The following is a 21,527-nucleotide window of genomic DNA, read 5'->3' on the forward strand; positions in this document are numbered from 1 at the left end:
GTTTTTGTGCAAAACAAAAGTATATGATGTCTATCTTCATTTTTAGAGTACATCTACTGTATCTGCATAGGTAACTATACCTGATTTTCAAAACCTTATCTCTAATACCAGACTAAAAACCAGAATTGAGAACATACATAACAGCCGGATATAGGAATTTATTATTTACAGAATCGATAGAGTCATTCTCCTTACGACTGGAACTTGTTCGCTGGTTTTATTAGGTTTGTATCAGCCAATAGAAAAAACATGACAATCAAAAACGAAACAGAATACGAAAATGCCTCCGAGCGGGCAGATGAAATTTACGGAGCAAAAAAAGGAACTCCTGAGTATGCTGAATTGCAGGAGCTTCTTAAAGCCCTGAAGGACTACGAGGATGACTTTGTAAGAATGTTAAAAGACAATGACTAACACTAAAACCAGCCTATACCAGCTTTATTTTCAGTCCGTCTACTTTTTCACACCTACTCATAAATCGTTCGGTCAGTGTTGTGCGAACCTCCAATAATATCGTGCACTGCATTTCAAAATTTTGGGATTTTACGGGTAATTCCATTTCTTTCACAATCCGCATGACATCGTTCATTTTGATGTAATCAAAATCCAACTGATAACATTCGAAAAAGTGACTCACAACTATCTGCGCCTCATCCAGAGCATATTCGGTAGCCGTCTTGTAAGCATTGATCAATCCCGGAACACCTAATAATGTTCCTCCGAAATACCGTACCACCACTACCAGTATATTGGTAATTTCTCTCGAATAAAGCGTATTAAGAATCGGCCTTCCGGCTGTTCCCGAAGGCTCTCCGTCATCACTCATTCTGTAGGTCATTTTATCAAGCCCGAAACGATAGGCATAACAGTGATGTACTGCTTTGGGATGTAGCTCACGCAGGTTTACAAGCAGCGCTTTTACCTCAGTTTCCGTGCGTACCGGATAGGCATAGGACAGAAACCTACTTCCTTTATCCTTAAAAAAGCCTTCAGCAGATGTTTCAATGGTTTTATAAGTGTCGTCAAACAGCACGGGTCGGTCTTTTTTTATTTTGTTTCAGATAAACGGAATAAATCAGCGCGGCAGCTGCAAAGCCAGCCATACACAGAAATACCAGCGGCATGTTATAGCGCTGATTGGCATAGATAGCAGCAGACAGAAATGCACCCAGACCAATGCCGGCCTCCAATGATATATACATAGTTGCAAGCGCCCTTCCGCGATTTTGGTCACTACTTAAATCAACTGTCCAGGCGGAAAGTACCGGAGATAAAATCCCCATCGCAATTCCGAAAAATGCAGCGCCAGTCAGAAACACAAATACCGATTCAGCATAACCGGTAATAACCATAGAGATGATCAATACACTGCAACCAGCAATCGTAACCGGAATACGGCCCTGTCTGTCAGATATTTTTCCGGCTACCAATCTGATCAAAAGTGAAAACAAAGTAAAAACCATAAAATAGATTCCACGGTTTTGCAATCCCAGGTATTCACTAAAGTCCGGAGCCAGAGTCGCCACCGCACCAAAGCCAAAATAGGCCAGAAATGTAATCAGTGCTGGATTAAGTACCTTTGGTTCAAATACATCCCGCCATCCTATTTTGAAAGCACTCAAAGATAAGGGCTCCTTTTCTTTTAAAGTTTCTTTCATATTGAAAAGAATAAGAATAGAGAGCAATGCAAACAGGGAAGAAGTATAAAAAAGAACATTGAGCGAAAATGCCTGACTAATCATACTTCCTACGGCAGGCCCGAACGCCGATCCCATCCCCATACACATGCCATGAATTCCCATTGCTTCACCTCTCCTGTCGGCCGGAACAATATCTGCCACATAGGCTGCAGTCCCTGTAGGCTTGAATCCGGTAGAAAAACCATGTACGAGACGTAGCAGTAAAAATGGCATCACTGTAATAAAAATCGGATACATAAATCCACACACAAAACATACAATAGATCCGACAGCCATAACCGGCACACGCCCTATTCTATCAGTAAGCCGTCCACTGAAAGGACGCGATAAACCGGCAGTCAGTGTAAACAGACCTATGATATAACCTTTGTACTCTGAACCTCCCATCGAAGACAAATATCCTGGCAATTCAGGAATCAGCATATTGAAGCTGGAAGAAAAAAGAAATGAACTGAGGCCTAGTAACCAGAACTGTGTGGTGAAGATACCCTTGGAATTACTGCTTTGCATCGCACAAAATTAAGAGAAAGACAAAAATTATATGCACAGCAGGGAAGATTAAAAATGGTAGCCATAATTTAATACGGCAGCGTACCTCAATTTCAGTGAGCTTTGCGTTTTTTCTTCTTTGCTTTACGTGAAACGCAATCTTTATTCTAATTTTAAACCATGGTTCGTATTTTCTATAAAGAGGGACGTTTAATTAAACGTGAAAATGATATCCGTGAGCTTGGCAAGGTCAAAAACCTGGTCTGGGTAGATTTGCAATCTCCCAGTGCGGAAGAAGAAGAATGGGTAGAAAATAAATGTGATATCAGTTTTCAAACACCTCAGGAAATCGTGGAAATTGAAAGTAGTTCCCGTTTTTTTGAACAGAACAATACCATCAACGCCAACTCCAACTTTCTGAAAGTAGATCAGAATGGCTATGAAGTGTATCCGGTCTCTTTCATCTTGCATAACGACACGCTTTTCACTTACCGACGCGGCGATTCCAAAACCTTTGCCGATGCTGTAAAGAAGATGAAAGTAAGTCCGGATACGTTCCAGACCGGAGTAGATTTTATGCTTTTACTACTCGAAACGCGTATTGAAGCTGACGCAGATTCCCTCGAAGCCATTTCCAGAGATATATCTTCCATTAGTAAAGGCTTGAGCCGTGAACAGAAAGCCCGTCAGGAAGTACTGATCAGGATCAGTGAATTACAGGAAATAACAATGACCTTGCGTGAGACCAGCATCGATAAGCAACGTGTACTTTCGGGTATATTGCGCAGCCAGTATTTTCCTGCCGACAGAAAAGAGCACTTACGGATTATCCTGAAAGACATCAGCTCATTGCTTGAATATACCACCTTCAACTTTGAAAGACTGGAATATCTGCAAAACACCTTTATGGGTTTGATCAATCTTGAACAAAGTCAGGTAATCAAAATATTCACTGTGGTGACCATCATCTTCATGCCACCTACCCTCATTGCGGGTATTTTCGGAATGAATTATGATCACATGCCTTCTACAGATTACCCATGGGGTTTCTGGTTATCCTTATTCCTGATGGTTCTTTCCTCAGCCGTGGTACTATGGTTTTTCAGGCGTAAGCGTTGGATATAGAATGGTTTCACCAGGTTGCACGCAATCTTTTAACGAGGTTTTTCATACGAATGGCAATGGGTATCTCCAATTGTATCAACGGCCCGTCGTAGGTTTCACCTCTTTTCAGATAATACCTTGAAAACGTGCCCGCGGTAAGTCCCCATTTATTGATAAAAGTGAAATATCCATTATTTTTCTTAACGCGTTTCACTGATGTAGAACCAAAGTGATACACTCTACTTTTACCAACTCCTTTAAACAGACGTATACCAAGTTTCCACAATTTCATGGAAAAATCAGGATCTGAATACATCCCGGGCGAAAACTCAATACTGTAGCCTCCCACTGTATCCCAAATATCTTTATGAACGACATTAGGCGGCCAGGTTGCTCCCTGCCAGTCGGGCATGTAGGGTTTAGCATATTCGGCAAGTAAGCGCTCTTCCTCAAATGTATTGATATCATTACCAAAGTCACCTTTAATAGAACAGGTACTTTGTGGATACGCCTCAATAGCGGTGCCTGAAATAAAAAATTTGTTATGACCAATCCGCTTTATTTCATCATACAGAGCTTTATCCCAGTCAGGACACACATACATATCGTCATTGAGATATAATATATAGGATGTTTTGGCTAAGCTTGCAGCGGTATTAAGAGCGAAACAAACACCAATATTTTGCTCGCTGAAAGAATAGTCAATATTGCCTTGTGCCCTGACCCAGTCAAGAGAACCATCTTTTCCTTCATTGATATGTACAATGATCTGATGATTGTAGCAAGAATTCTTCTGAATACTGCTAATGCACAGTTTCAGATAAGCAAGATTATTCCAGGACGGAATCAGTATGGAAAACAAAGCATCGCTATTTTCACATGAATCAGGCTGTGCTACTTTTTCTTCAATCATTGGTAAGCTACATTGTATCAAAAGTTATTTGCAAAAGTATCGCCTTTTAATCTTAAACCAGTTTATCTTATTGTAACCTGAAGAACATTTTGAAACAAAAGAACCAAATTCGCAAATTTCTACGCTTTTTATAGGCCGTAATTTCCTTCCTGTAGCGAAAAAACAGCATCATCCGTCTGAAATTATTTATCAAAGAAAAATACTGATAGCTTTTATCCAGCGCTAAAAAGGTCTTTTTTTCATTCGAAAGTAAATCAGGACATTTTTCATACATGAGTCTGATTCGTTGCCGGGCTATTTCATTTTTCTCTTCTTTGCTTTTTTTCAACTTTTTTGTTGCTCTTTCTCTTCCGACATTCACCCCCACCACATTCGCCTCGTGCTGCCGGTACAATACAAGAGGCTCATCCAGGTATTTTAGTGAGCCAGAAAAGGTTGCTACAAATCCGATCCAGTAATCGTGTGTTACTATTGAAGGTAAAGGAAGGCTTTGATGAATAGACTTGCTTTTCACAAGCATCGCATGACCTGAAGCCGTGCCACCCGTTACATAGTTAAGAGGTGTCCAAAAATCGGTCATCCTTTTTACATCCGACAAATTTATTCCTAAAGTAGCTCCGGTACTGTTAATTAATGCTGAATCACAGTAAATCAAAGGATAATCTCCACGAAGCTCCATCAAACGGCTGATTTTCTCATGCAGCCATATATCATCCTGGTCACATAGGGCAATGTACTCTCCCTTACAAAGCAGTATCCCCCGCTCAAAGTTTTTGATATACCCTAAATTTTGCTCACACGGGTAGCATCTTATATGTGGGTAGGAATTGATATATTCCTCCAGTATAGACATTGTATCATCGCTGGAAGCATCATCCACAACCACAATTTCCAGGTTTTTATAGGTTTGCTTAACCAGGCTATCCATTTGTTCCCGAAGAAACCGTTCGCCATTGTAGGTGGCTACAAGAATCGAGACGAGTGGCGATGAAGCAGATTCCTGTTCTGATAAAATCATGTCAAATAAAAAAGGACTTTCCGAGAGTAAGCTTAGGATATGGATTGAATAAAACTGACTTCAAAACCCGAAGAGATGCTCTCGCGTGTACAGCATTCCAAAGTTAGTTGAATCCATAGATAATTCTCGAAAATATCATTCCATTTTAGACCCACTTCCATTTGAGATTGTAAATCAAACCATGTAGATTTGTTTTCCCTCAAATGGCCCTTCACATGAAGGTCAGTCTTCCTAACGTACCTTATCGTAAATAAACTTTTCAACTAATTATGTCACAAGATCTTATTAATCAGCATGGCTCTGCACCCGAACCCTTGCTGACCGAAGACCCATTGCGTTTTGTGTTGTTCCCCATCAAACATTCTGACATTTGGGAAATGTACAAGCGCCATGAGGCTTCTTTCTGGACAGCTGAAGAAATTGACCTTTCACAGGATCAGAAGGACTGGGAAAATCTCAATGATGGCGAACGCCATTTTATTTCTCACGTACTTGCTTTTTTCGCTGCTTCAGATGGGATCGTGAATGAAAATCTGGCCATAAACTTTCTGAGCGAAGTACAGTATGCAGAAGCCAAATGCTTCTACGGCTTTCAGATCGCGATGGAAAACATCCATTCTGAAACCTATTCTTTGCTGATTGATACTTACATTAAGGATTCTACTGAAAAAGATCGGCTTCTCCGTGCCATTGATACCATACCCTGTGTTCAGAAAAAGGCTGAATGGGCGCTTAAATGGATAGACAGCCCCATATTTGCTGAAAGAATTATCGCTTTCGCAGCTGTTGAAGGTATCTTCTTTTCCGGCTCCTTCTGTTCGATTTTCTGGCTGAAGAAGCGCGGATTAATGCCAGGACTTTCATTTTCGAACGAGCTGATTTCCAGAGACGAAGGTCTTCATTGCGAATTTGCATGTCTGCTTTATACGCGTCATATCGTGAATCAACTACCACAGGAGCGTGTGATTGAGATTATGATGGATGCTGTTCGTATTGAGCAGGAATTCGTAACTGAAGCCTTGCCTGTTTCTCTGATCGGGATGAATGCCGAACTGATGAATCAATACATCGAATACATTGCTGATTTCTGGCTGGAACGTCTGGGATGCCCTAAGCAGTTTGGCTCGGCTAATCCTTTCGATTTTATGGAGTTAATATCATTGCCAGGCAAGACCAACTTCTTTGAAAAAAGAGTAGGTGAATACCAGAAAGCGGGTGTGATGAGTGGTGTTAAAGACAAAGATTCAGGACATAAGATTTCTTTTGATTCTGATTTTTGATCTATTGGAAATTTTGAAGTGAGTTAATGCAGCGTAAATTGTTTTTCGTATGGATTAACCACTTCTTTTTTGTTTTGCAGCATGTTTCATTCCTACGGAATTTATGCTCCTCATCATTCTCATGGCTACCGATATTACATCGCTACGCGATTTCTCAGCCAGTATTTTGTAAATACTACAATGCCGCAGGCATGAAGTATCGGTAGAAAAGACTAAAATCGGATTTTTCAAAAATGCCATAGGCATGCAACAGCCATCCTGATGTTCATTCCTCCCCAACCAGCTTCCACACCAGCTCGCTCTCATAGCCCTTACCCAAAGCATAGCGTACCAGTTTTTGTTTCAGCTTGAATTTGTCGGTCTCTGTCTTTTCCAGTAAACGTTTTTTCTTGATAAGCAGCTCTTTCAATGTTGATATATAGGCCTCATCTTCAATTTCATTCATCCCCTTCTCAATACTGTAATTACTGAGGCCGCGGCGATTGAGTTCTTGCCTGATCTTCATCCGTCCCCAATTCTTGACCCTGAATTTCCCTCCGGCATAACTTTTGGCAAACCGCTCCTCACTCAGATAATTCATTGAAATGAGCTCCGCTATAATTTCATCAGCCTCATCGCCCCATACATTCCATTTCTTGAGCCGAAGCTTCACTTCATCCTGTGTGCGTTCCTGATACGCACAGTACGATGCGGCTTTCTGGAGAATGAGACGGTCCATAATGCGATTGTTAAAAATTAATAATAAGGTACAATATTAAAGGAAATATCAGTGATGAATAACTATTTTTGACAATAGATCATATGCCGCAACCCCGATTCAATCTGAAATAAAATGACCATACAAAGACGTTCATTTCTAAAACTTTTGCCTGCTATACCTGCGATAACATCTGTGCCTTTATCTGAAACGAATAATAGTACTGCCAGAATCGCTATGCGATTTATTGTTGCTTCTGACGGCCATTACGGACAACCGGGAACGGAATTCAAATCCATGCATATCGATATGGTGAGATGGATTAACAGAGAAAAAATGCAAAAAGGAGTTGACTTTCTGGTATTGAACGGCGATCTGATTCACGATGACCCTACGCTTTTATACGATCTCAAAACCACACTTTCCGGCCTGCGCGTACCCTATTTTGTAGGTAGAGGTAACCACGACAGAGTTGGTATTGACGTTTGGGAAAGTACTTGGGGATACAAACCCAATCATAGTTTTGGCAAAAATGATTACGCATTCGTTGTCGGCGATACCTCCAACGAAAAGGGCGAATACATTTGTCCTGACATACAGTGGCTTAAAGAGGAATTAACCAAATACAGTTCAAAGAAAGGGATATTTGTTTTTTTACATATCACTCCTGAGAAATGGACAGATAATGGAATCAATTGTAAAGAGGTAATGGATTTGCTGGACAATACACCCAATGTAAAAGCTATCTTTAATGGTCACGATCACGATCAGGATGGCAAAAAGCAAAAAGGTAAAAAGCCTTATTTCTTCGATGGGCATTTTGGAGGAAATTGGGGAACTGCCTATAAAGGGTATAGAGTGGTGGAGATTTATGAAGATGATACCTGGCAGACTTACCAATACAACCCTACAGCTGCTCCGGTGATCAATAGCTTTACCGGAAAAAGCTAACTTTCAGCATTGTGACCAACAAAAAATGCCCCGGAACATTGCGTTCTCCGGGGCATTTTCTATCTATACAGATAAGCTTATATCACCTTGATCAGGTGATTTTTCTTTCCTTTTGAAATCAATAAGAATCGGTCTTGCAGCAGGCTGAAATCTGATGAAGGCTGCTCAGCAGAGGTCACCTTTCCTTTATTCACACTAACTGCATTTTGCTGAATGGCTCTTCTGGCCTCACCTTTTGAAGGATATATTTCCGATTTGGTAACGGTTGATACAAGATCCAGGACATTTTGAGTACCATCCCATTCTTCACGGCTAATTTCCGTCTGAGGAACACCTTCAAAAATAGTATCAAATTCGTCGATAGCGATACTCTGAAGCGTCTCCAGCGTTGCTTTCCCAAACAATACTTCCGAAGCTTTCAGTACCAGATCGTACGCTTTTTGTGAATGTACCCGAACCGTCAATTCTTCAGCAAGTGCCTTTTGCAAAATACGTAAATGTGGTGCTTCTGCATGCTGTGCTTCCAGCGCTTCGATTTCATCTTTGGTTTTGAAAGAATAAACACGAATGTAACGCGGGCAATCTTCATCGCTTTGTCCCAGCCAGAACTGGTAGAAAGTATATGGAGAGGTTTTTTCAGGATCCAGCCAAATATTGCCGCCTTCACTTTTACCAAATTTGCTACCGTCAGATTTCGTCAAAAGAGGGGTTGTCAGTGCATACGCTTTGAAATACCCTTCTTCATCTCCTTCTTTTCTACGGATGATTTCTGTTCCGGTGGTGATATTTCCCCACTGATCCGATCCACCCATTTGCAGGCGGATATTTTTGGTTTTATATAAATGATAAAAATCGTATCCCTGAAGCAGTTGGTAAGAAAACTCGGTGAAAGAAATACCTGTTTCAAGACGCTTTTTGACTGAGTCTTTGGACATCATATAATTGACGCTCAAAAACTTACCAGCTTCACGCAGAAACTGTAAAAAACCCATTTCCTTGAACCAGTCATAGTTATTGACCATTTCAGCAGAGTTTTCGCCACAATCAAAATCCAGGAACTGCTCCAGTTGTTTGCGGATTCCTTCCTGATTGAATTTCAAGGTCTCTTCATCCAAAAATGAACGTTCTGACGCTTTGAAAGACGGATCTCCTATCATTCCTGTTGCTCCGCCCACCAATGCGAACGGCTTATGGCCTGCCCGCTGAAAATGTACCAAAAGCATGATCGTAGCCAGATTTCCAATATGTAGTGAAGATGCTGTAGGATCAAAACCGATATAACCTGCTGTCATTTCTTTTCTCAGCTGCTCATCTGTTCCCGGCATCATGTCATGCAACATGCCCCGCCAGCGTAATTCTTCTATAAAATCAGTCTTCATCGGTATACTTAATTATCGTTATTTCTCTTGTGTCGCATCACATGCCACAAATCGACCGCAAAGGTACGGCTTATCATTTCAAGTTAAATAGGGTAGGTTAAATTAGACAAGGAAAACTAACCTTTGTATAGAGTGAAAAACAGTATCTTTAAAGAAACGAATACACTGATACAATTATGAAAGTGCAACTTAAAAAACACTTTTCGCTCGTATTCCTTCTTTGCCTGTTGTTCACAGGAATCTGCTCCCATGCGCAAACCACCTATTGTAATCCGATGGATATTGATTACAAATACAACTTCGAGCAGTTGAACGAGCATATCTCCTATCGTTCCGGAGCAGACCCGGTCATCATCAATCACAAAGGCGAGTATTTCATGTTTGTCACGATTCAGGGTGGATACTGGCATTCCAAAGACATGCTCAGCTGGAAATACCTGACTGCCAATCGCTGGCCTTTTGAGGATATGTGCGCACCAGCTGCCGTTTCCGTTCGTGATACGTTGTTTCTGTTTCAGTCCACATTTGAATCCCGTCCCATACTGTATTCCGTTGCTCCTGAAAAAGGAATATGGGAATTTTATAACAGATGGACGCCCCGTTTACCGAAGGACATTGGCCCATGGGATCCGGCAATTTTTCACGACGCCGATACCGACAAATGGTATATGTATTGGGGCTCGTCCAATGTCTACCCTATTTTCGGCTCAGAACTTGATCATTCCAAACGGCTTGCTTTCAAGGGACAATACCAGGCTATGTTTTGGCTGAATCCGTATGAGCACGGCTGGGAACGGTTTGGCCCCAACCACTCCGATCCTTTCAAACCTTTTACAGAAGGTGCATGGATGACTAAACATAACGGAAAATATTACCTGCAGTACGGCGCGCCTGGAACAGAATATAATGTATATGCCAATGGTACTTATGTCGGAGACAATCCACTCGGCCCCTTCACCTATGCACCTTATAATCCTGTATCTTACAAACCGGGAGGTTTCGCAACCGGTGCAGGACATGGCAATACTTTTCAGGATAATTATGGTAATTACTGGAATACGGGCACATCGTGGATCGGACTGAACTGGGCCATGGAACGCAGAATGGTACGTTACGCAGCAGGTTTTGACAAGGACGGACACATGTTTGCCAATACCCGGTTCGGCGATTTTCCTCATAAAATGACGACGAAAAAGTGGGAAGGAAAAGGTGATGAACTTTTTACCGGCTGGATGTTGCTATCCTACAAGAAACCTGTGACCGCCTCATCTACACTGGACACGATGTCTGTAGCAAAAATTACTGACGAAAACCCAAGAACGTTTTGGGCAGCGAAACAAAATAAACCGGGAGAAATAATTACTGTGGATCTAGGAAAAGAGTCGGACATCAAAGCAATACAAATCAATTATACAGATTACAAATCCGACATTTTTGCCAACGATCCTGAGAAAGTCTACACCCAATTTAAAATCCTGACATCCAAAGATGCTAAAAAATGGGAGGTCGTGAGTGATCTGACCAAAGAGCCTAAAAGAGACCGACCATGCGCTTACATCGAACTAAGCCAACCTGTGAAAGCACGTTATGTCCGCTACGAGCATGTCTATGTCGCTTCTCCTATCTTAGCAATCAGTGAATTCAGAATTTTTGGAAACGGCTATGGCAAGGTTCCGGAAACGCCTGACTCATTTAAAGCGATTCGCCAGAAAGACGCCCGCAATGCAGACCTATCCTGGAAAAAGGTGGCTGGTGCAACAGGTTACAACATCCTTTGGGGAATTGCACCTGATAAGCTTTATCAAACCTATCAATTCTGGAACGACGAACCGGAAACCTTCGAATTACGTGCATTGAATGTGGGCGTTCCTTACTACTTTGCTATAGAAGCCTTTAATGAAAACGGAGTTTCTAAAAAAAGCGAGACTGTGGCTGTGAAATAGATATTCGGTAACCACCAAAGGCTGTGGAAATTCGATGTTGTTAAATGAAACCTTGTAGTAGTAAACCGGTTATAAAACATCTCAATATTACTATTTTCTTCCTGTTAACACAGAACGTATTGGGGCAAATTTAAGGATCAAGCCCATCGAATTCAGAGTTAGCTGATTAAGCACCTTCTTGCCCAAAATCGCGTAGCGATGTAATTTTGGTAGATATTTGAAACCCTTATTACATCCAAATCCCGTTAGGGATATAACGTTAATAGCAAATCAAAATATGTAATTTTCGACCCATGTTGCATACCTGACGGCATTGTAGGATAATCTCTATCACAACCTTGCTACCGATATTAGATGCCTAACGGCATTTTAGTAGTAGTATGGATACGTTTTCCCGTATTTAATCGGGCATATGCAGTCGTCAGAGAGCTTGGATAATATACCCTAATATTAGAACCTCTCGCCAGCTGAGCGACAATTTTTAATACACCTTCTATTGAAAACAGATAAAAGGAAATGATGGCTTGAATTTGATAAAAATACTAAAAAGGAGTGCTGATAATATAAAGACACCAGGAGAAATACGGATAAGGGGAGCGAGGTAGAAAATTTGATTCTTCGTGCACTATTGACCCAAACCTTCTTCCTCCACAAATACAATTCCTTCATATACCTTTGAAACAGGCATTGTGAAACCCATCAAATCGAAGCTAATGACAGATTCGGGGTTATCAAATGCCTGATAAGTCCAGACGCCTTCCTGATCTGTCCGGGTGTAAAGTTCGATGTAGCAATCGTATTGAGAAACCAGCATATAGTAATTGAGAGAAGGAATTTCCTTATATCTTCTCAATTTAAAGTCACGATCGTAGGTGGCTGTCGATTTGGATAAAACTTCAACCAGTATGCTGGGATGTTTTGCAATGTAGGTACCAGCAATATCTTCCGGTGCACAGGTCACGGTGAGATCGGGATACGTATAATAGAAGTTTTTGATCACTTCTAATTTCACATTCTCTGCGAAAACATCGCATCCCTTTGGCAAAAAAACATTTTCAAAAAATCTCCGGATTCTGCCAACAATCCTATTATGATTCATGGTTGTCCCAGCCATAGCAAAGATCTCTCCATCATAATATTCATGACGAATTTCACTTTGCTCCTCCATTTTAAGATACTCAGCAACGCTATATTTCCGCTCGGCTACTTCTGCATGTCCCATATCTGATCCTTAGGATTTTAAGACAAATTACATGAAAATCAGTGTAATTACAACTTCCGTAAGATTTGAATAAATCGTAAAACCTGATCTATGCCCCTATCCCCTCCCCCACAAAAGCGAGGAATCCCCGTAGCTCAAAAAGCGGTAATCATTGTCAAGCGCTTCATTGTAAATTCTTGCCCAATCCTCACCTACCAATGCCGCCACGAGCAATATCAACGTGGAACCTGGCTGATGGAAATTAGTAACCATGCCTTTGCATATACGGAATTGATAGCCCGGGAAAATAAAAATTTCGGTTTCACCGACTAACTGTGTAAGTCCCTGTTCATCCATATAATCAGCAATGGCATTCAAAGCCTGTCCGGCATCTGGCAACTCATATTCTTCAAATGGATAAGGGTATAGTTTTTCGATTTGAAATACAGTTGTTTCCTTCCGGAACAGCTTCACGCCATACCAGTAAAGACTCTCCAGCGAGCGCATGGAAGTAGTACCGACAGGAATTACCGATCCGATTCCAGCAAGTAGGTCATCAATCAATTCTCTTGAGAAAACAATCTGCTCAGAGTGCATCCGGTGATCGGTTACCGTGCTGGCTTTAATAGGCTGAAATGTACCCGCACCCACATGCAATGTAAGGAATGACCGCTTTACACCTTTTTCATTGAGTTTTTCAAAAATCTGCTCTGTAAAATGAAGCCCGGCAGTAGGCGCTGCAACAGCTCCATCGCGATCTGCATATACGGTCTGGTAAGTTTGTTTGTCAAGCTCCTCAGTTTCCCGATTCAGATAAGGCGGCAAAGGTATCTCACCAAGTGCTTTTACGATCTCCAGAAATGTAAACTCACGGTTCCAGGATAGGCGAACGTGGTTTCTTTCATAATCCACATATTCCACTTCCAGCTTCAGCGATTCGCCATTTACAGTAATGGTTGTACTCAGCACATCCGCCTTTTTCCAACGCTTTTTATTTCCGATCATACATTCCCACACGCAGGTTTGCGTCACAAGCATGGCGTCGTTGATCACCTGTGTAGGTTGCTCGGGATGCAACAGCAATATTTCAATGGTAGCACCTGTTTCCTTCCGGAAGTGGGCACGTGCCGGAATGACCTTGGTATTATTGAAAACAAGTAATGAGTCTGTTGGCAACTGACCCACCAAATCCGGGAATTGCTGATGTGCTATTTTCCCGTCTTTATACACCAATAATTTTGAACTATCGCGGGGATTGAGCGGATATCGGGCAATGCGCTCGTCAGGCAAATCATAATGAAAAGCCTCCAGTCGTATAGACGCCGCTTGTTCAAGCCAGTTAGTCTTCATTCAATGGATATTTATTGAAATGCTGATTGCTATATCCTGTCTTTGGGTACAGGAGTCCAGAACAACCTGATAGGCAGCAAAAAAACAATGACTAACAGCGCCATTCCCACATAATAAATCCAGGAAAAGTCAAAAACATCCATTTTGAAATTGTCACTATTAATCGTGGCCAATGCAAAAAGGCTGAAGCCGATAATGGTATTGATTACCGCCATCACACAAAACAGCCAGTTGGTTAAATGCTCGTTCAATTCCTCACGATGCTTTGCCCATTCATTCCTTTTTAAAATAGGTAAATGAGACGCATCCATTTTAGGAAGTTGTTTCACCAAACCTGCTATAATTACATTATTGACAAGGAAAAGACCCATCACAATATAGAATATCTGCTCTTTGTTTACATATCTTTCGGCTAATCCTGTGTCAGAAAAGTCGACAGCAACCATTTCAGGGAATAATGAGTACGTCCATACCAATGCCCCTATTACCAGCAAAACTGAGGTCCAGCGCCAGACCTTAAAAAAAAATGTTCCGATTTTCATGAATAAACTACCCTTTCAGGCTTCTCTTTTCGTCATAGTAAATTTGGGTGCAAAATTAGGTCGGGAAGTTTCTAAAACCTAACTGACGGAAATGTATAAGCCAAAAAGTTGATATAAAGATGTTGGGAAGCTGTTAGCCACGCTGTGAACTTGGGTAAGTTCAAACTTTGGTACATTTGTTTGTTTTCTGATTCCTAATGGCTGTAAAATAAACATTACAACTATTCAACGCTAAACAGAAACTTCCCCATCATGAAAATATACACCAAAACCGGTGACAAAGGTACCACTTCCCTTATCGGCGGAACCCGGCTTAGTAAGGCACATATACGTATTGATGCTTATGGCACTGTTGATGAGCTCAACAGCTATATAGGTCTGCTTGGCGATCAGCCCGTTAACTCAGCCAGAAAAGAAGTATTAAAAGAAATCCAGGACCGGCTTTTTACCGTAGGCTCTCACCTGGCTTCGGAGCCTGAACAATCAAAGAGAATATTGCCCGATCTTGTCGAAAACGATATCAAGTTTTTAGAAAATGAAATGGATTATATTGACCGCATGGTTCCTCCATTGAGAGCATTTGTACTACCGGGCGGGCATGTTTCCGTATCATTCGGGCATGTAGCACGAACGGTCTGCCGGAGGGCAGAACGAGCCGTAATAGAATTGCGACAGGGAGAGGAAGTAGAAGAAATTGTGATCAGGTATCTCAACCGCCTGTCGGACTACCTCTTTATGTTATGCAGAATGATGAGCCACGAGCTTCAAATCGAAGAAGTTGTCTGGAAACCAAGAATTAACAAATAATTAATTGTTATACTAAATACCTTTATTTTCCTGATATTATTTTTTTAAATTGCAAGACTCTTTCGGGAGCAACATCAATCCAATTTATAAGTAAACACACGGGCATCATGACAGCCGACACCTTGCAAATCGAGATCCAGCAGACAAGTAATTCACGCTTGCATGAGGTTGATTTCAACAACCTTGTTTTTGGCCGGAACATTTCCGACCACATGTTCATTTCTGAATACCGTGATGGCCAGTGGCACGATTCACGCGTCGTCCCTTACGGAGACCTGTCTCTAAGCCCGGCTACAGCAGCTTTGCACTACGGACAGGCTATTTTCGAGGGAATGAAGGCATATAAGAACGAAGCGGGTGAAGTACTTACTTTCCGTGCAATCGATAACTGGAAAAGGCTTAATAAATCGGCCGAAAGACTTTGCATGCCTTCAGTCCCTGAAGATATTTTCATGGGAGGCTTAAATGAATTGCTTAAGCTGGATGCAGGCTGGGTACCTTCTCAAGAAGGATGCTCGCTGTATATCCGTCCTTATATGTTTGCCACCGATCCTTACATTGGTGTAAAACCATCTGACTCTTACTACTTTATTATCTTCACAAGTCCGGTTGGTTCCTATTATGCGAAGCCTCCTCGTGTGAAAGTGGAGACGAAATATATCCGTGCTGCAGAAGGGGGCGTGGGAGGAACGAAATGCGCAGGTAACTATGCCGGCTCACTTTATCCTGCCAAACTGGCTCAACAGGATGGCTACGATCAGTTGATCTGGACGGACGCACGTGAGCATGCCTATATAGAAGAATCAGGAACGATGAATATCATGTTCATGATTGATGGCAAACTGGTCACTCCTTATGTATCTGAAACTACGCTTGACGGTATTACCCGCAAAAGTATTGTTGCTATTGCGCAGCACTGGGGAGTTCCTGTAGAAGAAAGAAGAATCAGTGTAAAAGAAATCATCGACGCATTGAAAGACGGAAGTCTGGAAGCAGCATTTGGAGCAGGAACAGCTGTAGTAATTTCTCCATTCGCTACCATATCTTACGAAGACGTTGATTATACGGTGCCAGAAGTAAAAGAAGATTCGTTTGTTGCCAAGGTGAAGAAATACCTTACTGAGGTTCGCACAGGCGCGGCAGAAGATACTTTCGGCTGGACTTTAAAAGTTCAATAGTCGATTTAGGTAACCGAAAAATCATTATATAAAAGATGCTCTGCAATTCAGGGCATCTTTTTGTATTTTATCCTAATTTTGAAGTTCAACCTGATTAAAACACACAGCATGATTCAATCATTCTCAGCAACGGCCGATAAAGACGTTGTTTTTGACAAAGTAGGACAGTTCATCGCAGAACAAGGCTTCACGGTTGTGAGCAAGGATCACTCTCGTCCATGGGGCGGATTTTTCGTTCTGGAAGAAAAAGAAGCACCAAAGTTCATTTCCACATTTTTCCCGCATCTTTCGCTGGAGGATTTCGCCGGTTATGAAAAATTGAGTCCAAAAATCCTGGTTGTAGCACCCAATAAGCGTTTATCCTGGCAATATCACCACCGCCGGGCCGAAATATGGAAAGTGATCGGAGGTAACGCAGGCATCGTCATCAGTGATACAGACGAAGAAACAGAACTACGCCAGCTGCCGATCGGAACAGTGGTTGATCTGAAAAAAGGAGAACGGCACCGCCTCGTAGGTGTGGATGAATGGGGTTTCGTAGCGGAAATATGGCAGCATACAGATCCGTCCAATCCATCTGACGAAGATGATATCGTACGTGTTCAGGACGATTTCGGAAGATAGTTTTTCAACACAGAGTTAACAAAGTGGAACAAAGAGTACACTGAGCTTAATTTTCAACTCTGTGAAACTCTGTGTTAAATATTTAAACTTATCAAACGACACTACCATGAAATTCGGAAAAGTTGACAACCCGGACAATATAGATTTTACCCTTCCTGCGGACCATCCTGATACCGCTAAGGTTTTAGTTAAAAAAGGGAACGTTAGAATTTATATCGGATGTGCAAAATGGAACAAAGCTGATCTGAAGAGTTTCTATCCTAAAGGAACCAAAGATGAGCTTGCCTACTATTCCACACAGTTCAACAGTATTGAATTAAATGCTACATTTTACAATAATTTCCCTGTCGAAACGATAGAAGGCTGGTTTAAAAAGACTCCGGATGAATTCAGGTTTTTCCCGAAACTACATCAGGGAATCAGTCATTGGAAAAGGCTGAAAGATGCCAAAGAGCCTACCGAAGTATACTTGGACGGAATCGCACACCTTCAGGAAAAACTGGGCATGCTGTTTCTGCAGATGCCCGACAATTTCGGGCCGAAAAACTGGGAAACGCTTCAGGCGTACCTGGAAGAATGGCCATCAGGTTTTCCACTTGCACTAGAGTTACGACACACAGGTTGGTATGATGGCAGCTGGAATTCCAATGATTTATACGAACTCCTGGAAAAGAAAAATATCACTCACATCATTACAGATTCCGCAGGAAGGCGCGATTTGCTGCACATGCGGCTGACAACTCCAACTGCTTTTGTCCGCTATAATGGTGCCAATGCAGATTCGGATTATACACGGCTTGATGACTGGTTCGACAGGCTCAAAGCATGGATCGATGCCGGAATTGAAAATATCTATTTCTTTGTACACCAGAATCATGAAGAAGCTTCTCCGCTGCTTTCTGCACATTTAATCAAAAGAATGAATGAAGAACTGGGTACCGACTTAAAGATACCGGTAACCCCTGAGAGGCCTGGAAAACAGACAGATCTATTTTAGAAATACAAATGATAAGCGCGGAATCCTGTTCGCGCTTTTTTTATTGTTGATCTTTACCGAAATTGATTAGAAAGTACAATAATCCGGGACACTGGTTATCGTTTTAAAATTCGGAAAGAACAATGAATACACCTTTACCAACAAAACCTTTTTACCACCAGCTTTCACACTGCCTCATAGCTATTGCACTTATTACGCTGGCTATATATCTCGGACAAGACATCATTGTTCCGCTTGCTATGGCAGTATTACTGGCAGTCCTATTACGCCCGATTGAAAACTGGCTGATCAGGTTGGGTATTCCCAAAGTACTTGCGATCAGTATAGCTGTCACATTAGCTGTACTCGTACTGGCAGGCATCACAATATTGATTTCCATGCAGATATCCGACTTTTCGGACGAATGGCCTAAACTGAAACGAAACATCAACGACGCTTACCGGGATATCAGAAGATGGATTCGCCGTGAATACAGCGTTAGTTACCGCCAGCAGGATCAATATCTCAAAAAAGCCCAGACACAGACACTCGAAAATTTCCAGAGTGCCGAAACGCTGGGAATCGTAACTGGGCCGCTTGGCTCACTCATCCTTATTCCGATCTACGTATTTCTTTTTCTTTATTACCGCGCTATGCTGCTCCATTTTATGGTCGTGCTTTTCGCTGAAAAATACAAAACACAGGTAATGGAAATAGTTGGGGAAATCAAAACGATTATTCAAAGCTACATGGTTGGCCTGATGCTTGAAACCGGTGCAGTGGCTATTATGAATTGTATAGGTTTATTAATCCTGAATGTACAATATGCAATTCTGCTTGGCGTCATGGCTGCCATTCTCAATCTGGTTCCTTACATCGGAGGACTGGTTGCTACGGTATTGGCTGTGATGGTTACCTTCATCAATCATCCGGACGGCTATACACTTGCCGGCGTTGTAGGGGTATTTCTTACGGTTCAGTTTATTGATAACAACCTGCTGGTGCCTCTTGTCGTAGGATCTAAGGTGAGAATCAATGCACTTGTTTCTATTGTAGGTGTGTTGATCGGAGGTGCATTAGCAGGCATCTCAGGAATGTTTCTTTCTATTCCTGCCATTGCAATCCTCAAAGTTGTTTTTGATCAGGTGGAAGGACTGAAACCATGGGGAATACTTCTGGGTGACCAGACTCCCGAACAGGCAAAGCGAGATTTGTTCAGAAGCGTAAAAAAACTAAAAAATGAAACCAACGACTGATTCATTGTTGGAACGCTACTAATTAAATTTCCCCAGTGCAATGCCAAGATGAAACCCAATGGCCAGGCTCGGTATGACTTCAGGATTGTTAAAACTACCATTTCCGATCCACCAGTCGCTTTCCAGATTCCTGTTCTCAACATCGGGTGTAATCATTCTCATTTTTGCCTGCCGAAATCCCACACCTGTAAATACATCGAGACTTGTTCGATTAGAAAAGTAGAAATGCCAGCCTACTTTTGCATGGATGGCGTTCACAAATCTGCCCTGCTTGACCTGCATATGCTCAAAAAAAGAACATCCGCCAGTTGTTGTACAATCCCGTCCTATCCAATCCCGCTTTTGATTAACAACCCTTTTGTAAAGATACTCTCCTGCTATGTACGCCCTGAACCTGGAGCGTTCCAAAAAGTAAAAGCGAAATTGCGTTCTGGCTTTAATGGTGCTTTTATCCGGCCGGCTGTTGCGGTCGGCATACCATATATTGAAACTGGCATGTCCGTATCCAACATCCTGCTGAATTGTAAACCTGGAATCCGACAGCGGCACTTCTACTCCAAGCTGAACGGTGTTATCAATATCATACAGGCTTAACGGAGACCATTTCAGAATCACATGCTTTCGGGATTCTTCCGGATCTATTTGTCCTAAACCTGCATGACAGATCAGTAAACTGAATAGGAAAACCCATATATTCAACCTCATAAAACAGGGATTTTACTAAGCAATTCCATATTGTCCTCCTCATCATACTTGTATTGAAACAATCCTTTCTTGCCGGTAACAATGAGCGTGTTATTTCTGACAATCACATCATAGGAAGTCAGGTCTTTTAAATGATTTTTCATAACGGGCGACGCAGGTTCTGTAATATCCATCACCTTTAATCCATTGTCCCCTTCACATACAAATAACCTGTTTCCTGAAACGCCAAGTCCATACGGTGAAAGCATCTGCTGCGAATTTATCATAATCGGATTTGCGGGATTGCTGACGTCCACCACATCCAGGCTACTCTGAGAAAACCACACACGGCAGGCAACCCCTCCTCTCAACGTTACATAGGCATATTTACCTTGCACCACTACGGGATCACACGACTGAATATGCGTATATTTGGAAAGTAAAGCCGGATTTTGAGGAGCCTGGTTATTGTAGATATACATGCCATCGTTGGCACCTATGAATAAATGATTCTGATAAGGAAAGATGGTCTCAATTCCCATTCCCATATTTTTCGAGGTTGATTTAACCGGACTGGACGCATCGGTGATATCATATACTTCCAATGTCTCTTTGGATACAAGATAAAGCGTATTACCTGTAATAGCGAAACGTGCCATCGATCCTCCCACCCCTGATTGCGGATTCATTTCAGATTTTGAAGTTTCTGATGCACATCCTGTAAACAAAAAAAGAGCTGCTAAGAGAATTGATACAGAGAGAAAAATATTTTTGTTTTTCATGTCTTTCAGGAGTTCAGTAAATAAATGGATCATCTGAAACAATTGGGTTTGGTGATCATAGTCACTTTTTCCCAGCCCACAACTGTTCCTTTTTTGGCATCAGCGCATTCAAAGTAAACATTCTGAAAAGGAGGGTAATTCTGCGCAGGAATAGCATTGGCGATTCTTTTGGTCAGTTTAGGCTCCGTAGGTATACTGATATCAAAAACAAGCAGATCCGTAGCATTATCAGCATATAACCAGTTGCCTTTCGCTGCAATATCATAGTTACCTAAAATGGAGATGAAAGAAAGGTTCTTAGGATTTCCAGGATCCGAATTGTCAATGATATGAACTCCCTTCCCCATTTCATTGACAAAAAGGTATTGATTGAGAACATAAATTTTGCCGGGAGACCGAAGCGCCTCAGAGCCAACAATGCTAATTTTCTGAAGTTCGTTTTCCGTAGCATAAACCGGCTTATATGCCAGTCCGTCGAAAGGCGTTGACTCAGCAGGTGAATCGTCGCCTAAATTGATACAGGATGCCATTGCCAGCACCAGAAGCAGGAAAAGAGGTAGCGTTTTCATCATGTTGATTCTGAGTTTTTTATGAGGACACAACATGGCAAAAAAGGTTGTAAAAGGAAAATAATTATTTGCAATAATTTGAGA

The 21,527-nt window shown here is 41.8% G+C and carries 22 protein-coding genes; 10 read left to right on the plus strand and 12 right to left on the minus strand.

Translation table 11 applies throughout. From position 1 onward, the window contains the following. The first annotated feature begins 249 nt into the window (after positions 1-249). Positions 250-414, plus strand: coding sequence for a hypothetical protein (locus AC1XUE_RS19960; RefSeq protein ID WP_483357742.1), 165 nt, complete (start codon positions 250-252; stop codon positions 412-414). A gap of 13 nt (positions 415-427) precedes the next feature. Here AC1XUE_RS19960 and AC1XUE_RS19965 read toward each other — a convergent pair whose 3' ends face one another. Both AC1XUE_RS19965 and AC1XUE_RS19970 read right to left on the minus strand, forming a co-directional pair. Next, complete coding sequence (locus AC1XUE_RS19965) at positions 428-1,033, minus strand: IMPACT family protein (RefSeq protein ID WP_483357743.1); 606 nt, start codon at positions 1,031-1,033, stop codon at positions 428-430. Beyond that, on the minus strand, positions 1,023-2,210 hold the full coding sequence (locus tag AC1XUE_RS19970) for an MFS transporter (RefSeq protein WP_483357744.1): 1,188 nt from the start codon (positions 2,208-2,210) through the stop codon (positions 1,023-1,025). The genes AC1XUE_RS19965 and AC1XUE_RS19970 overlap by 11 nt, the downstream gene beginning before the upstream one ends. A 159-nt stretch (positions 2,211-2,369) precedes the next feature. Between AC1XUE_RS19970 and corA the strand changes: the two genes are divergently transcribed. Further along, positions 2,370-3,314, plus strand: coding sequence for a magnesium/cobalt transporter CorA (gene corA / locus AC1XUE_RS19975; RefSeq protein WP_483357745.1), 945 nt, complete (start codon positions 2,370-2,372; stop codon positions 3,312-3,314). 7 nt (positions 3,315-3,321) lie between these two features. Here the strand turns inward: corA and AC1XUE_RS19980 are convergent, their stop codons facing one another. Then, the gene (locus AC1XUE_RS19980) at positions 3,322-4,206 is read right to left on the minus strand and encodes a glycosyltransferase family 2 protein (protein WP_483357746.1); all 885 of its coding nucleotides are present in this window, start codon (positions 4,204-4,206) and stop codon (positions 3,322-3,324) included. A gap of 67 nt (positions 4,207-4,273) precedes the next feature. Continuing rightward, positions 4,274-5,224: a glycosyltransferase family 2 protein gene (locus tag AC1XUE_RS19985; RefSeq protein ID WP_483357747.1), complete on the minus strand. Its 951-nt coding sequence runs from the start codon at positions 5,222-5,224 to the stop codon at positions 4,274-4,276. A 269-nt stretch (positions 5,225-5,493) separates the two neighbouring features. On the opposite strand from AC1XUE_RS19985, the gene AC1XUE_RS19990 reads away from it, so the two are divergent. Then, positions 5,494-6,504 (plus strand): ribonucleoside-diphosphate reductase small subunit, encoded by a 1,011-nt coding sequence (locus tag AC1XUE_RS19990; RefSeq protein WP_483357748.1) that lies wholly within the window; start codon positions 5,494-5,496, stop codon positions 6,502-6,504. 265 nt (positions 6,505-6,769) lie between these two features. On the opposite strand, the gene AC1XUE_RS19995 is transcribed toward AC1XUE_RS19990, so the two are convergent. Further along, on the minus strand, positions 6,770-7,222 hold the full coding sequence (locus AC1XUE_RS19995) for a regulatory protein RecX (RefSeq protein ID WP_483357749.1): 453 nt from the start codon (positions 7,220-7,222) through the stop codon (positions 6,770-6,772). A gap of 114 nt (positions 7,223-7,336) precedes the next feature. Between AC1XUE_RS19995 and AC1XUE_RS20000 the strand changes: the two genes are divergently transcribed. After that, positions 7,337-8,152 (plus strand): metallophosphoesterase family protein, encoded by an 816-nt coding sequence (locus AC1XUE_RS20000; protein WP_483357750.1) that lies wholly within the window; start codon positions 7,337-7,339, stop codon positions 8,150-8,152. Positions 8,153-8,229: 77 nt separating this feature from the next. Here AC1XUE_RS20000 and tyrS read toward each other — a convergent pair whose 3' ends face one another. After that, positions 8,230-9,531: a tyrosine--tRNA ligase gene (gene tyrS / locus AC1XUE_RS20005; protein WP_483357751.1), complete on the minus strand. Its 1,302-nt coding sequence runs from the start codon at positions 9,529-9,531 to the stop codon at positions 8,230-8,232. Between the two features lie 176 nt (positions 9,532-9,707). On the opposite strand from tyrS, the gene AC1XUE_RS20010 reads away from it, so the two are divergent. Further along, the gene (locus AC1XUE_RS20010) at positions 9,708-11,474 is read left to right on the plus strand and encodes a discoidin domain-containing protein (protein WP_483357752.1); all 1,767 of its coding nucleotides are present in this window, start codon (positions 9,708-9,710) and stop codon (positions 11,472-11,474) included. A gap of 625 nt (positions 11,475-12,099) precedes the next feature. On the opposite strand, the gene AC1XUE_RS20015 is transcribed toward AC1XUE_RS20010, so the two are convergent. From AC1XUE_RS20015 to AC1XUE_RS20025, 3 genes are all read right to left on the minus strand, one after another. Further along, positions 12,100-12,696, minus strand: coding sequence for a Uma2 family endonuclease (locus AC1XUE_RS20015; RefSeq protein WP_483357753.1), 597 nt, complete (start codon positions 12,694-12,696; stop codon positions 12,100-12,102). A gap of 96 nt (positions 12,697-12,792) precedes the next feature. Continuing rightward, the gene (locus tag AC1XUE_RS20020; protein WP_483357754.1) at positions 12,793-14,025 is read right to left on the minus strand and encodes an S-adenosylmethionine:tRNA ribosyltransferase-isomerase; all 1,233 of its coding nucleotides are present in this window, start codon (positions 14,023-14,025) and stop codon (positions 12,793-12,795) included. Positions 14,026-14,054: 29 nt separating this feature from the next. Beyond that, the gene (locus AC1XUE_RS20025) at positions 14,055-14,567 is read right to left on the minus strand and encodes a hypothetical protein (RefSeq protein ID WP_483357755.1); all 513 of its coding nucleotides are present in this window, start codon (positions 14,565-14,567) and stop codon (positions 14,055-14,057) included. 252 nt (positions 14,568-14,819) lie between these two features. Here AC1XUE_RS20025 and AC1XUE_RS20030 point away from each other — a divergent pair, with 252 nt between their 5' ends. From AC1XUE_RS20030 to AC1XUE_RS20050, 5 genes are all read left to right on the plus strand, one after another. Then, on the plus strand, positions 14,820-15,374 hold the full coding sequence (locus AC1XUE_RS20030; protein ID WP_483357756.1) for a cob(I)yrinic acid a,c-diamide adenosyltransferase: 555 nt from the start codon (positions 14,820-14,822) through the stop codon (positions 15,372-15,374). 107 nt (positions 15,375-15,481) lie between these two features. Beyond that, on the plus strand, positions 15,482-16,552 hold the full coding sequence (locus AC1XUE_RS20035; RefSeq protein ID WP_483357757.1) for a branched-chain amino acid aminotransferase: 1,071 nt from the start codon (positions 15,482-15,484) through the stop codon (positions 16,550-16,552). 108 nt (positions 16,553-16,660) lie between these two features. Next, on the plus strand, positions 16,661-17,176 hold the full coding sequence (locus tag AC1XUE_RS20040; RefSeq protein ID WP_483357758.1) for a cupin domain-containing protein: 516 nt from the start codon (positions 16,661-16,663) through the stop codon (positions 17,174-17,176). 106 nt (positions 17,177-17,282) lie between these two features. Continuing rightward, entirely contained in the window at positions 17,283-18,173 is an 891-nt protein-coding gene (locus AC1XUE_RS20045; RefSeq protein ID WP_483357759.1) for a DUF72 domain-containing protein, read from the plus strand. Between the two features lie 122 nt (positions 18,174-18,295). Next, on the plus strand, positions 18,296-19,408 hold the full coding sequence (locus tag AC1XUE_RS20050; RefSeq protein WP_483357760.1) for an AI-2E family transporter: 1,113 nt from the start codon (positions 18,296-18,298) through the stop codon (positions 19,406-19,408). Between the two features lie 18 nt (positions 19,409-19,426). Here the strand turns inward: AC1XUE_RS20050 and AC1XUE_RS20055 are convergent, their stop codons facing one another. The 3 genes from AC1XUE_RS20055 to AC1XUE_RS20065 are packed head-to-tail and all read right to left on the minus strand — an operon-like array spanning position 19,427 to position 21,446. Next, on the minus strand, positions 19,427-20,113 hold the full coding sequence (locus AC1XUE_RS20055) for a DUF3575 domain-containing protein (RefSeq protein WP_483357761.1): 687 nt from the start codon (positions 20,111-20,113) through the stop codon (positions 19,427-19,429). Further along, the gene (locus AC1XUE_RS20060) at positions 20,110-20,874 is read right to left on the minus strand and encodes an LVIVD repeat-containing protein (RefSeq protein ID WP_483357762.1); all 765 of its coding nucleotides are present in this window, start codon (positions 20,872-20,874) and stop codon (positions 20,110-20,112) included. Before AC1XUE_RS20060 ends, AC1XUE_RS20055 begins: the two co-directional genes overlap by 4 nt. Before the next feature lie 29 nt (positions 20,875-20,903). Beyond that, positions 20,904-21,446, minus strand: a complete 543-nt coding sequence (locus tag AC1XUE_RS20065) for an LVIVD repeat-containing protein (protein ID WP_483357763.1) — start codon at positions 21,444-21,446, stop codon at positions 20,904-20,906. Positions 21,447-21,527 lie beyond the last annotated feature (81 nt).

The sequence above is a fragment of the Dyadobacter sp. HNCC25DJ187 genome (assembly GCF_056895255.1).

Excerpts from the sequence above, each read along its gene's own strand:
- AC1XUE_RS19960 (WP_483357742.1), top strand. The coding sequence starts at position 250 with ATGACAATCAAAAACGAAACAGAATACGAAAATGCCTCCGAGCGGGCA.
- AC1XUE_RS19970 (WP_483357744.1), bottom strand. The coding sequence starts at position 2,210 with ATGCAAAGCAGTAATTCCAAGGGTATCTTCACCACACAGTTCTGGTTA.
- corA (WP_483357745.1), top strand. The coding sequence starts at position 2,370 with ATGGTTCGTATTTTCTATAAAGAGGGACGTTTAATTAAACGTGAAAAT.
- AC1XUE_RS19980 (WP_483357746.1), bottom strand. The coding sequence starts at position 4,206 with ATGATTGAAGAAAAAGTAGCACAGCCTGATTCATGTGAAAATAGCGAT.
- AC1XUE_RS19985 (WP_483357747.1), bottom strand. The coding sequence starts at position 5,224 with ATGATTTTATCAGAACAGGAATCTGCTTCATCGCCACTCGTCTCGATT.
- AC1XUE_RS19990 (WP_483357748.1), top strand. The coding sequence starts at position 5,494 with ATGTCACAAGATCTTATTAATCAGCATGGCTCTGCACCCGAACCCTTG.
- AC1XUE_RS19995 (WP_483357749.1), bottom strand. The coding sequence starts at position 7,222 with ATGGACCGTCTCATTCTCCAGAAAGCCGCATCGTACTGTGCGTATCAG.
- AC1XUE_RS20000 (WP_483357750.1), top strand. The coding sequence starts at position 7,337 with ATGACCATACAAAGACGTTCATTTCTAAAACTTTTGCCTGCTATACCT.
- tyrS (WP_483357751.1), bottom strand. The coding sequence starts at position 9,531 with ATGAAGACTGATTTTATAGAAGAATTACGCTGGCGGGGCATGTTGCAT.
- AC1XUE_RS20010 (WP_483357752.1), top strand. The coding sequence starts at position 9,708 with ATGAAAGTGCAACTTAAAAAACACTTTTCGCTCGTATTCCTTCTTTGC.
- AC1XUE_RS20015 (WP_483357753.1), bottom strand. The coding sequence starts at position 12,696 with ATGGGACATGCAGAAGTAGCCGAGCGGAAATATAGCGTTGCTGAGTAT.
- AC1XUE_RS20020 (WP_483357754.1), bottom strand. The coding sequence starts at position 14,025 with ATGAAGACTAACTGGCTTGAACAAGCGGCGTCTATACGACTGGAGGCT.
- AC1XUE_RS20025 (WP_483357755.1), bottom strand. The coding sequence starts at position 14,567 with ATGAAAATCGGAACATTTTTTTTTAAGGTCTGGCGCTGGACCTCAGTT.
- AC1XUE_RS20030 (WP_483357756.1), top strand. The coding sequence starts at position 14,820 with ATGAAAATATACACCAAAACCGGTGACAAAGGTACCACTTCCCTTATC.
- AC1XUE_RS20035 (WP_483357757.1), top strand. The coding sequence starts at position 15,482 with ATGACAGCCGACACCTTGCAAATCGAGATCCAGCAGACAAGTAATTCA.
- AC1XUE_RS20040 (WP_483357758.1), top strand. The coding sequence starts at position 16,661 with ATGATTCAATCATTCTCAGCAACGGCCGATAAAGACGTTGTTTTTGAC.
- AC1XUE_RS20045 (WP_483357759.1), top strand. The coding sequence starts at position 17,283 with ATGAAATTCGGAAAAGTTGACAACCCGGACAATATAGATTTTACCCTT.
- AC1XUE_RS20050 (WP_483357760.1), top strand. The coding sequence starts at position 18,296 with ATGAATACACCTTTACCAACAAAACCTTTTTACCACCAGCTTTCACAC.
- AC1XUE_RS20055 (WP_483357761.1), bottom strand. The coding sequence starts at position 20,113 with ATGAGGTTGAATATATGGGTTTTCCTATTCAGTTTACTGATCTGTCAT.
- AC1XUE_RS20060 (WP_483357762.1), bottom strand. The coding sequence starts at position 20,874 with ATGAAAAACAAAAATATTTTTCTCTCTGTATCAATTCTCTTAGCAGCT.
- AC1XUE_RS20065 (WP_483357763.1), bottom strand. The coding sequence starts at position 21,446 with ATGATGAAAACGCTACCTCTTTTCCTGCTTCTGGTGCTGGCAATGGCA.